Genomic DNA, 11,492 nt, shown 5'->3' with positions numbered 1-11,492 from the left:
CCCCCCGCGGGGCGGGGGGCCGCCGTCTTGTTCAAAACCCCCCCCCCCCCCGGGCCCCCCGGCCGCCGCCGGGGCCCCCCCCCACCCCCCCCCCCCCTCCCCCCCCCCCCCCCGGGCCCGCGCCCCCCCCCCCCCCCCACCACTGGTGGATCACTCGAAGTCCTTGACGTTCTGCAGCGTCACCAGTCCGGCGCCGGTATCCACATTGGCCTCGACGGATTCGCCACGGATGGCCTTGACGACAGTGTCGATGCCAAGCTCACCCATTTTCGCAGGAAATTGAGCTACGCTGGCGTCCTCCGCTCCCGACTTGATCGCTTCGATCTCTCCGCAGCAGGCGTCGAAGCCGACCACTATGAGGTTGTCGTTGGCAATACCGGCATTGCTGATCGACTTGACGGCGCCAGGGATCGGCGGGCCGCAGGCCGAGTAGATTGCCTTGAGATCGGGATTGGCGGTCAGGATGTCTTCGGTCACTGACGTACCAAGCTCCAGCGTGCAGTTGGTTGCACCTTTGCCCACGACATCGACCTTGACGTCGCCCAGTCCCTCCATCATGCCCGTGACCCGGTCATCCAGAGCCGGCACGCCGGGAACGCCTTGCAAGATACCGATCTTGTCACCGCTCTTGAGCACCGTCTTGAGATACTCTCCGGCGATCTTGCCGCCGTTGAGGTTGTTGGTCGATACCAACGCAGTCTGGCCTTTCCAGTTGGGAATGCTGTTGTCGACGAGAACCACCTTGATGCCGGCGGCCACCGCCTTGTCGAGCGCCGGCGCGACCGTCGGGTCGACCGGAGTGATTGCCAGCCCCTTGACGCCTTGCGTGATCATGGATTCGATCAGAGCGATCTGGCCTTCAATGTCGGTAGCCGCCTGGCCCTGGCCTGTGACCAGTTCAATCTCCGGATGAGCGGCCGCATATTTCTTGGCAGCGTCCTCCATGGTCGAGTAGAACGGCACCGGGAATTTCGTAATCAGGCCGACCTTGATCTTATCTGCGGCCGAAGCCGGCACGGAAAACGCAACCGCGATCGCCAGCCCTGCGAACAGTTTTCGGTTCATTGGCATTGTATTCCTCCCTTGGATTGAGACGCCTCCCGGCGGGAGACGCTTCAGGCATTTGCGGACCGGAAAGGTCCCCAAATTTCGAACGGGTCAGGCTCCAACGATCATGGAAACCAGTTCCTGTTTGTTGCCCTTGGTCGGCACCAGTTCGCCGACCCTGCGGCCCTGGCGAAGCACCACCGCGCGATCGGCGAGCTCGACGACGTGTTCCATGTTGTGAGTGATCAGGATGACGGCATTGCCCTGGTCGCGGAGCGCAGCGACCAGATTGAGCACCTGGCGTGATTCACGCAGGCCGAGTGCGGCGGTCGGCTCATCCAGAATGACAACCTTGCGGGCGAACACGGTTGAGCGGGCCACCGCGATCGCTTGCCTTTGTCCACCCGACATCATGGCGACGACGGCATCCAGCCGCGGCAACGTAACCTTCAGGTTTGCCAGCAGAGCACGGGTCTCGGCGTCCATCCGGCGCTGCTGCAGAAATCGCAGGCCGCGTGGAAGCCATTGCGGGCCAGCCAGCTCGCGACCGGCAAAGAAGTTCTGTCCCGGCGTCAGATTGTCGAACAGCGCCAGATCCTGATAGACGGTCTCGATGCCGGCGAAGCGCGCATCCGCAGGGGAGCGTATCTGCGTTGGCGCACCGTCCAAAAGGATCGCGCCGGCATCGAGTTGGTGCACCCCGCTGATGCATTTGGTCAGCGTCGACTTACCCGCGCCATTGTCGCCGAGCAGGCCGACGATCTCGCCTCGCCGCACCTCGATACTGACATCGTCCAGGGCCAGAACCGAACCGAAACGCTTGGTAGCACCGTGTACCGCCAGCACGGGATTGTCCGCCGTGACCGCGTGATCGACTTTGGCCGCAACGGCGCTCATGACTGCCTCCCGGCTTGCAGGACACGCACACGCCCTTCGAGGTAATTGCGCAGCACGTCGGACTCGACCGCGATCACGATGACCACGCCGATGACGATGAGCTGGAAAAAGACATTGACGTTGAGCAGGTTGAGCGCGTTGCGGATAACGCCGATCATGATGGCGCCGATCAAGGCATGGCCGAGGTGGCCGCGACCGCCAAGAAAGCTGGCGCCGCCAATGATCACCGCCGCAATCGTATCCAGTTCCAGCAGATTGCCGAACAGCGGCGAACCGGCGTCGGTGCGGCCGGCAAGGATGACGGAACCGATGCCGGCGCACAGTCCTGAGATGACATAGACCGAAACCAGGACCCGGGACACGGGAATACCCATGCGCAATGCGGCGTCGGGCCGGCCGCCAACCGCATAAATCCAGCGACCCCAGACCATGGTTTTAGCCATGACGAAAAGGACCGCGGCAACGCCGGCAACAACGAAAACCGATCCAGGCAGACCCCAGACCGCCTCGCGGCCAAGTGCATCGATGGAATCCGGCATGCCAGGGATGGCCCGGCCGTCGGCCAGTTGCAGCGCCAGCCCCTTGGCGATGCTCAACGTCGCCAGCGTGATGATGAAAGGATGCGGCAGCCGGCCGAAGACGTAGAAGAGCCCGTTGATGGCGCCGACCGCGGCACCGCAGCCAACCATCACCGCGATCACGATGATGGCGGGAGCGCCGGCATGAAAGCTCAGCGCGCCGACGACGGAAGCCAGTGCAAGGTTCGAGCCGACGGAGAGATCGATGCCGCGTGTCAGGATGACCAGATGCTGGCCCATCGCGACAACCGAGATGACGGCCGTCTGGGCGAGGATGTTGCTGAGATTGCGTCCCGTCAGGAAATAGGGTGACAGAAAGCTGAGGACGGCGATCAGCAGCACCAGGATGACGACCGGACCAGCGCTCAGCAGCATCAGGCCAAGCGCAAGGCCGGGGACGGCTTCTGACTTCCTGGATGCCGGCAACGCGGCCTCGCCGACAGTCGTGTCGGTGTTTCCCGTTTCAGGCAAATTCCCCTCCCCGCCGCAGCTTGTGCGAGCCGCGTCGTCAAACACTCAGTTCGTGCCTCTTCTTATCGATAAAAAACAACCGACCGAGGCGGGTCAAGTTGTTTTTTATGGATAAAGTTCATGCTAAAAAGGACAAGGTATTGTTCCCAAGGAAAATCCGATGAGAACCGACACCGTCTACAAGAAGGCCTTCAATCGAGCTGCAAATATGCTGCGCGACGGGCAACTGGCCGGTGAACTTCCTTCCGAAAATGAGCTTAGACGGCGAATGTGCGTCAGCCGCACAACCGTCAGAAAGGTCTTGCGGGAACTTGTTCACCGCGAACTTGTCATCGAACGCAGCGGCCTCAGGTCGACGGGCCGCCCGGTCAGCGACAACGACTACTATCCGGACGCCGAAACCACGCCTCGCGCCAAGCATGTCGAACAACAGTTCATGGAGTGGATGCTGCGGGGTGACACCAGGCCCGGAACCAGCATCAATGAGCTCGAGCTTGCGCGCCAATTCGGTGTTGCGACCAACGGAATTCGCGAATTCCTGATCCGCTTCAGTCGGTTTGGACTGATCGAGAAAAGGCCGAATACAGGCTGGCTTTTCAAGGGTTTCACCGAAGACTTTGCACTTGAGCTCTTCGAGATCCGGGTGATGTTCGAACTGCGTTCGGCACAACTGTTTTCATTGCAGCCGGACAGTTCTCCGCTATGGTCGAAACTCGCAGCGCTCAAGATGGCGCATGCCGACCTGCTGGAGCGAATTGAAGGCCGTTTTCACGACTTCTCCGGCCTGGACAACCGGTTTCACCGGCTCATAAACGAGGCCTCACCGAACCGCTTCATCGATGATTTCTACGACATCATCACGTTCATTTTTCACTATCACTATCAGTGGAACAAGCAGGACGAAAAGCAGCGCAACCTTGCCGCAATCCACGAACACATTGCCTATATCGATGCGCTTGAGAGCCGCAACTCCACACGGATTGAGGTGGCCTGCCGAGCGCATCTGGCCTCAGCGAGGGAAACACTTATGCGTTCGCTTACGGGATTTGATGAAACGAGCATCAATGCATAACGAAAGACCTCCGCCCATGGGAGGCAAACTCAGCGTGATGCAGGCGTTTTATGATCCGGGCCGAACTGGCGGTGACAAGTTCCCCTTCCAGAAAGGGAACCGACGCACCCCTTTAAGATGCGCCGGAAGAAGGTCTAAGCGTGGCGGATTTCCGTTCCCAGCACCTTCAGGCATTCGCGGATGAACGCAGCAAGCGCCGTCCAGCCTTTTGCCGAAACCATCGTCCCATCCACATATGCCTCCGTTGGAGACAGGTCGATATAGGTGCCGCCCGCAAGCGTCACTTCGGGCTCGCACGCCGCCAGCGCGCCGACCTTCTTGCCACGCACGACGCCGTCTACCGCGATCAGGATCTGCACGCCGTGGCAGATCGTGAAAATCGGCTTCTTGGTTTCGTGGAAGTGGCGCACCATCGCCTGTACGCGCTTGTCGGTGCGGATGTATTCGGGGCCACGGCCGCCGGCGCAGTACACAGCGTGGTATTGCTCCAGCTGCTTCTCAGCGTCGGAAAAGGTCTTGTTGATCAGCGCATAGTGGCCGAGCTTTTCGGTGTAGGTCTGATCGCCCTCGAAATCGTGCAGCGATGTTTTGATCAGGTCTCCGGCGCTTTTGTCTGGGCACACGACGTGCACGGTGTGGCCCACCGCTTCCATCGCCTGCTGGTAGACGAAGATTTCGTATTCCTCGGTGAATTCACCGGTCAGCATCAGGATCTTTTTGCCTGGCATGGTACTTCCTTTCCTGTGACAACGGCCGGGCGAGACCTGTACTCGCCTGGTAGGTTTGAGTTTCTAGAAGGGTGAAACGGGGAAGTAGTCTTCGTTGGCACTGGCCTGCGTGATGACCGTCAACGGCGGGTACGGGGACATCGGGACAGTCTCAGTCGAACGCCAGCAACAAACGGTCGCGGGAATGCTCGATATGGCGACGCATCGCCTGCTCGGCAGCGGCAGGATCGGCCGCAGCGAAAGCGGCCAGGATGGCCTCATGCTCGTCAAGCGCCTCCTCGGTGACGCGCGAATGGAACATCAGGCGAAATATGTGGAAGTGGGTATGCTGGTGCGCCAGTGTCTCGCGCACGAGTTCGTTGTTGGCGAATTCCATGACCTTGTCATGGAAAATGGCATCCTGGCGGGCGAAGTTGGAATACCGCAGGCGCTCGTCCTTGCCCTCACGGCGCGCCATGACGCCGGCCGATGTCTGAAGCTGTGCGAGCTTTACCTCGTCCATGAGCACCGCTGCCTTGGCTGCACCATGAGGCTCGAGCAGCAGGCGAAGCTCGTAGAGTTCATCGAACCGCCGTTTCGTAATCTGCGGCGCAGCGCGGTAACCGATCAGATGCGTCTTCAGCACCAGGCCTTCGCCTTCGAGCCGGCCGAGCGCCTCGCGAATCGGCGTGTGGGATACGTTGAATTCCTTGACCAGGCTGTCGACGGTGATGCGCGAGCCCGGCGCAATCTTCAGGGACATGAGTTGCGCAAAGATCGCTTCGTAGACGTCCTCAACCAGGCTGCTGGAGCGCTGGATACGCCCGCCGGCGAGGTTCGCTTCGTCTAGGCTGGGTAAGTTCATGGCCTGCATGTTTTGCCTCTTGACACATTGAGTTGCTAACACGATGCTCCGGCCAATGCAATCCTATATCCTATACGATTTTATAGAGGATATCATTTGCGGCAGCTAGGAGACAAAGCAATCGAATTTGCAGTGGCCCTGCTGGAACAGCGTGCCGCCCTGGCAGCCCGTGCTTCCTCACCTGCTGAACGGACCGCCAGCGTTGCGGGCGATGGTTCGGCACGTCGATACGCAACCGCGCTGCGAGACGGGTTTTATATCGAACCCGGCCTTGGGGCCGAGTTGAACGCCATCTCGCATTCCAATCCAGTCATCATCACAGGATGCAGGTCATGAGCCTTTTCGCTGCCCTAAGGCTGCCGCGCGAAATCCTCTTCGGGAAGGGCCAACGCCACGTCATCCCGGTTGTCGCGGCCAGGCTCGGGCGTCGCGCACTCGTCTGCACCGATGAACGTTTTGCCGCAACGGGCCTGTTCGCAGAGATTGTCACGGGGCTGCGAGCCGCCTCGATAGACGTACTGGTGCATGATCGTGTGCTGCCCGACGTTCCTCGGGACACCGTTGCCGTCTGCGTCCAGGAAGCACGGAAGTTCGCGCCCGACGTGGTGATCGGCATTGGCGGCGGCAGTTGTCTCGACATGGCGAAATGCGCCGCGTTGCTCATCAGTCACGGCGGTCAGCTCCAGGATTACTACGGCGAGTTCAAGGTGCCCGGTCCGACGCTGCCGTTGATCGCGGTGCCGACGACAGCCGGCACGGGCTCTGAAGTGACCCCGGTCGCCGTGATCTCCGATCCGGATCGCACTCTGAAGGTCGGCATCTCCAGTCCGTATCTGATCGCGGCCGCGGCCATCTGCGATCCTGAACTGACGATGACATGCCCGCCGGGATTGACGGCAATGGCAGGCGCCGATGCACTGACGCATGCAATCGAGGCCTTCACCGCCGCCAGGCGTGGGACCGATCCCGGCCTTCCGCAGAACCATGTCTTTATCGGCAAAACCGCCTTGACCGATCACTTCGCCCTGCTGGCGATCAAGCTGCTTGGCCGAAGCCTTGAAATGGCATACCGCCGGCCCTCCGACGAGGACGCCCGGGCCGACGTCATGATGGGTGCACTTGCAGCCGGCTGCGCGTTCGGAACGGCCGGCACGGCGGCAGCGCACGCCGTGCAATATCCGGTTGGCGCGATCACCCACACCCCTCACGGATTGGGTGTCGCCACCATGCTGCCATACGTCATGAAGTACAACAGAACAGCCGCAGCGACCGAGATGGCCGAGATCGCCAGCGCGCTCTGCCTCGATGGAAAAGGCCGGACGCCCGAAGAGTTGGCCGACGCGACCATTGGCGAGGTCAGTCGGCTGTTTGGGGCAATCGGGATCATCCCCACGTTGGCCGAGCTGGGGCTGCCTGCCGACAAGCTCGATTGGACGGCGGAACAGGCGATCGGTATCGAGCGCCTCATCAAGAACAATCCGCGGCCATTCGATTTGAGGTCCATGCGACGTCTGGTCCAGGCCGCCTTTGATGGCGACCTCGCCAGCTGCGTCATGTAAACAATCGGGAATATCGAGATGAACACGTTTTCACAGGTTCTGTCGGATGATCAGGGCGTCAGCGACTTCCACACAATTTCGCACCGGCTGTATATTGGCGGCCAATGGCGGCAGTCCGCGGATGGCAGGGTAATTCCGGTCATTGATCCGTCGACGGAAGCCATCATCGCTGCCGTACCCGATGCGACCTTGGAGGACGCGGCCGCCGCCGTTGACGCCGCTGCCAAAGCAGCCCATGGCTGGCGGACAACGTCGCCGCGAAAGCGTTCCGAGGTCCTCAGACGCTGCTTTGAGCTGATGACGGAACGATCGGAGGCACTGGCTACTCTCATCGCACTGGAAAACGGCAAGGCCCTGCGGGATGCCCGCGGCGAGATCGCTTATGCCGCGGAATTTTTCCGTTGGAATGCCGAGGAGGCCGTTCGCATTACCGGTGAATTCGGTACTGCGCCTTCCGGCACCAATCGCATTGTGGTCGACTACGAACCGATCGGCATATGCATCCTGATCACGCCCTGGAATTTTCCTGCCGCGATGGCGACGCGCAAGATCGCGCCGGCACTTGCCGCTGGATGCACGGTGATCCTGAAGCCAGCCAGTGAGACACCCCTCACCGCCTATGCGCTGGCCGCGCTCTACCAGGACGCAGGCGTTCCACCAGGGGTGGTCAACGTCCTGACAACCTCCAGTCCCGGGCCTTTGACAGCCGCCATGCTGGCCGATCCGCGGGTGCGCAAACTCTCCTTCACCGGTTCGACGGGTGTGGGTCGCGCTCTGCTGGCAGAGGCTGCCAGGCATGTGATCTCGTGTTCCATGGAACTCGGCGGCAACGCACCGTTCATTGTGTTCGACGACGCCGATCTCGAAGCGGCGCTCGATGGCGCAATGGTGGCCAAGATGCGCAACGCCGGCGAGGCCTGCACGGCCGCAAACCGCCTCTACGTCCAATCTGGCATCTACGAAGCCTTCTGCGAGGGCCTCGAGAAGCGGATGTCGTCGCTCAAGGTCGGCGCCGGCACCGACCCGGACACGGAATGCGGGCCTATGATCACGAAAAAGGCGATCGAGAAGATAGACCGCCTTGTCGTCGACGCGGTCACACGCGGCGCGCGGGTCTTGTGCGGCGGCTCAGTCCTGTCCGGACGTGGTTTCTTCTACCCTCCGACAGTGCTTCGCGACGTGCCGGGCGACGCAAAGATGGCGCATGAGGAGATATTCGGGCCGGTGGCGCCAATCTCCAGCTTCGAAACGGAGGCCGAGGTCATCGCGCGCGCCAATGACACCGAATATGGGCTTGCTGCCTACATCTACACGCGCGATCTGGCGCGCGGCATGCGGGTGGCCTCCCGGATCGAGGCCGGAATGATTGCTCTCAACCGCGGGCTGATGTCCGATCCGGCAGCCCCCTTCGGCGGCGTCAAGCAGAGCGGGCTCGGCCGCGAGGGAGGGCAGCATCACGGCATTGCGGAATTCATGGAGGCGAAATACCTCGCCATCAGCATGTGAGCAGAAGAATGCAAGGCGATCCCTTTCGCATCCGCGACCACGTCGCGGATTTTGACGAAATCGTGCAGGACTTCGTTGATCGCAGCGAGGTCGCCCGCGCCACCATTGCGATGACCGCTGACGTGGCCTACGGACCGGATCCGACCGAGACCATGGACCTGTTCTTTCCCGCGGGCAAAAGAACGGCGCTTCCGGTGCACATCTTTGTCCATGGCGGCTACTGGAGAACGTTCTCCAAGCGCGACTATTCATATATGGCGACGACGATTACCCAGGCCGGGGCCATTGCCGTCATCCTTGATTATGCTCTGATGCCCAAGGTCCGAATGGCGAGGATCGTCGACCAGGTGCGCCGGGCCAAGCACTGGGTCCTGGCCAACATCGCCGATCATGGCGGAAGCCCGGCGGCCCTGACCGTCAGTGGTCATTCGGCTGGAGCCCATCTTGCAACGTTTCTGTTCGACGGCGAGCATACCCCCTCGAATGTGAGGGCAGCCCTTCTGCTGAGCGGGCTCTACGATTTGAAACCGCTCCAGGATTCCTTTCTCGCCGACGAGATTGGAATCACCGACGAGGAAGTCGCCATGTTTACGCCGCTCGCCTGTCGGCATGATCCTCAAACCAGGGCGGCGGTTCTGGTCGGAGCCAATGAGACGCCACCCTTCCATCAGCAAGCCGATCGATTCATAGCGGGCTTGCTGCGGCAGGGATCGTTGGTAACATCGCTTGTGCTCACGAACCGCAACCACATGGACAGTGTCAGAGATCTTGGCGTGCCAGGGACGGACGCTGCTGATTGCCTTACAGAACTGATCGCCAAGGCCCGCTGACTAACTCGGGTTCTCCAGGCGGTTTGTTTTGCGCCACTCCTCGTACTCCCCGCGGGCATCGTCATGCAGCGGATAGTAGCGTTGCAACGGGCCGCCCTCCATGAGCTTCGCTCGCGAGAACTCCTCCCAATCGTGATGCTTTTGTGATTCTTCGATCACCTTCGGGGCCATTGCGACGGGAAGCACCACCACCCCGTCGTCGTCGGCGACGATGATGTCGCCGGGGATCACCGTGACACCGCCGCAGGCAATCGGAACGTTGACGGCATTGGGATAGATGCTGGTTTGCACATGATAGTTTGGCGTCCAGCCGCGCAGCCATAGGGGCAGGTCGAGCTTTTCGACATTGGGCCGGTCGCGCATGCACCCATCGATGACGATACCCGCCCCGCCCCTGCCCTTGAAATACGTCGACATCATATCGCCGAAGACGCCCGAGCTCATATCGCCGCGCGCGTCGACCACGACCACATCGCCCTCCTGCGCGTGATAGAGCACGTGTCGGTGCAGCTGCGTCTCCGGATCGGCATATTCTCCTTCGGTGAAGAGGTCAGGCCGCTGCGGCAGGAACTGCAGCGTCAACGCCGGCCCGACGATCGACTTCCCGTGGTTTTGCGCCACCGGACCAACCATGTGCGGATTGCGGAAGCCCATGTGGCCAAGCGTGCCGGCTACCGTCGCGGCGCCGATCTCCCTTAGCGCGTCGATCAGGTCTTTAGGCGGCCGCATGATGTCGGAAGTATGCGTCATTGTGGACTCCGATTGAATGGAACTACCAGTTCGTAACAGAACCATCGCGGCGCTTAAGGTGAGGCGCTTCCCAGAAACGCAAACTCTGCGCCTGGACCGCAACTTCGTTGACCTCGACGCCGAGTCCCGGCAGATCGCCGACCGGGTAATCGGTCCCGTCGAGCCGTGGTTGCACGGGGAAGAAGTCGGAATTGTCGAAGCCCAGCTTTGTTTCGGGCGCCCTGGTCTCGAGCCACGCGAAGTTGGGTACCGCGGCAGCGAGATGCACGGTCGCGGCCGTGCACACTGGGCCAAGCGGATTGTGCGGCATCAAGTCCACATAGTGCGCCTCGCTCCAGCCAGCGATTTTCATCGCCTCGGTGAGCCCGCCGACATTGCAAACATCGATCCGGTTGAACTGATGGATGCCGCGCTCAATGTAGGGCAGGAACTGCCACTTGCTGGCAAATTCCTCGCCGATGGCAAAGGGGATGTCGGTCATCGTGCGCAGCGATTCATAGGCCTCCGGCGTTTCGGCCCGTATCGGCTCCTCGAGGAAATCAAGCACGCCGCGACCGAGCTTGTTGCAGAAGCTCGCCGCCTCTGCCACCGACAGCCGATGATGATAGTCGAGGCCGAGGACCACGTCGCTGCCCAGCGCCTCGCGCGCCTTGTTCAGCATACTCGCGGTAGCGCCGATGGACTCGCGCGGCTCGAAGATGTCCTTGCTGTTTTGCCCGAAGGGGAAGAAGCGGATCGCCTGCCACCCCTGCGCGCGAAGTTCGCGGGCGCGTTCGATGGCAACGTCGCCCTCGGCCTCGTCGCCGGTCGAGGCAAAGGTGGGAACGCGGTCGCGCTGCTTGCCGCCCAGCAGCTCGTAGACCGGCACGCCCAGCGCCTTGCCCTTGACGTCGTGAAGGGCGATGTCGATGGCGGAAATCGCCGCCTGAAGGACTCGCCCGCCTTCGAAGTACTGGCTGCGGTAAACCTCCTGCCAGATCCGCCCGATCTGCATCGGGTCGCGGCCGATGAGAAACTCGCGATAGTGCTCGACCGCGCCGGCCACGGCCCTCTCGCGACCGCTCAAGCCGCTCTCGCCCCAGCCGAAGATGCCCTGGTCGGTCTCGACCTTGACGAGCATCTGGTTGCGCGTTCCTACCCACACCGGATAGGGCTTGATGGCGGTGATCTTAAGCTTCTCAGTCATCCACGCCCACGTTTCACGCGCATT

The 11,492-nt window shown here is 61.5% G+C and carries 11 protein-coding genes; 4 read left to right on the top strand and 7 right to left on the bottom strand.

The features are described from left to right. Nucleotides 1-150: 150 nt before the first annotated feature. The 3 genes from NKI70_RS30270 to NKI70_RS30260 form a co-directional block, all read right to left on the bottom strand. Complete coding sequence (locus tag NKI70_RS30270; protein WP_352725939.1) at nt 151-1,065, bottom strand: sugar ABC transporter substrate-binding protein; 915 nt, start codon at nt 1,063-1,065, stop codon at nt 151-153. A 93-nt stretch (nt 1,066-1,158) separates the two neighbouring features. Continuing rightward, entirely contained in the window at nt 1,159-1,944 is a 786-nt protein-coding gene (locus NKI70_RS30265) for an ATP-binding cassette domain-containing protein (RefSeq protein WP_352725937.1), read from the bottom strand. Next, the gene (locus tag NKI70_RS30260) at nt 1,941-2,993 is read right to left on the bottom strand and encodes an ABC transporter permease (protein WP_352725935.1); all 1,053 of its coding nucleotides are present in this window, start codon (nt 2,991-2,993) and stop codon (nt 1,941-1,943) included. The genes NKI70_RS30265 and NKI70_RS30260 overlap by 4 nt, the downstream gene beginning before the upstream one ends. A 160-nt stretch (nt 2,994-3,153) precedes the next feature. Between NKI70_RS30260 and NKI70_RS30255 the strand changes: the two genes are divergently transcribed. After that, nucleotides 3,154-4,065 (top strand): GntR family transcriptional regulator, encoded by a 912-nt coding sequence (locus NKI70_RS30255; RefSeq protein WP_352569968.1) that lies wholly within the window; start codon nt 3,154-3,156, stop codon nt 4,063-4,065. 134 nt (nt 4,066-4,199) lie between these two features. Here the strand turns inward: NKI70_RS30255 and NKI70_RS30250 are convergent, their stop codons facing one another. Beyond that, nucleotides 4,200-4,793, bottom strand: a complete 594-nt coding sequence (locus NKI70_RS30250; RefSeq protein ID WP_352493019.1) for a DJ-1/PfpI family protein — start codon at nt 4,791-4,793, stop codon at nt 4,200-4,202. A gap of 151 nt (nt 4,794-4,944) precedes the next feature. Then, nucleotides 4,945-5,646, bottom strand: coding sequence for a GntR family transcriptional regulator (locus tag NKI70_RS30245; protein ID WP_352569970.1), 702 nt, complete (start codon nt 5,644-5,646; stop codon nt 4,945-4,947). Nucleotides 5,647-5,969: 323 nt separating this feature from the next. On the opposite strand from NKI70_RS30245, the gene NKI70_RS30240 reads away from it, so the two are divergent. From NKI70_RS30240 to NKI70_RS30230, 3 genes are read left to right on the top strand one after another with little or no spacing between them, the layout of a single operon-like run. After that, complete coding sequence (locus NKI70_RS30240) at nt 5,970-7,196, top strand: iron-containing alcohol dehydrogenase (protein ID WP_352569971.1); 1,227 nt, start codon at nt 5,970-5,972, stop codon at nt 7,194-7,196. A gap of 18 nt (nt 7,197-7,214) precedes the next feature. Further along, complete coding sequence (locus tag NKI70_RS30235; protein ID WP_352725932.1) at nt 7,215-8,702, top strand: NAD-dependent succinate-semialdehyde dehydrogenase; 1,488 nt, start codon at nt 7,215-7,217, stop codon at nt 8,700-8,702. 8 nt (nt 8,703-8,710) lie between these two features. Next, nucleotides 8,711-9,532: an alpha/beta hydrolase gene (locus NKI70_RS30230; RefSeq protein WP_352569973.1), complete on the top strand. Its 822-nt coding sequence runs from the start codon at nt 8,711-8,713 to the stop codon at nt 9,530-9,532. Here NKI70_RS30230 and NKI70_RS30225 read toward each other — a convergent pair whose 3' ends face one another. Next, complete coding sequence (locus NKI70_RS30225; RefSeq protein WP_352569974.1) at nt 9,533-10,282, bottom strand: ribonuclease activity regulator RraA; 750 nt, start codon at nt 10,280-10,282, stop codon at nt 9,533-9,535. Between the two features lie 22 nt (nt 10,283-10,304). After that, complete coding sequence (locus NKI70_RS30220) at nt 10,305-11,468, bottom strand: mandelate racemase/muconate lactonizing enzyme family protein (RefSeq protein ID WP_352569976.1); 1,164 nt, start codon at nt 11,466-11,468, stop codon at nt 10,305-10,307. Nucleotides 11,469-11,492 lie beyond the last annotated feature (24 nt).

The sequence above is a fragment of the Mesorhizobium sp. M0500 genome (assembly GCF_040321165.1).
In the GTDB taxonomy this organism is placed as follows: Bacteria; Pseudomonadota; Alphaproteobacteria; order Rhizobiales; family Rhizobiaceae; genus Mesorhizobium.
This window is presented reverse-complemented; position numbering and strand designations above follow the sequence as displayed.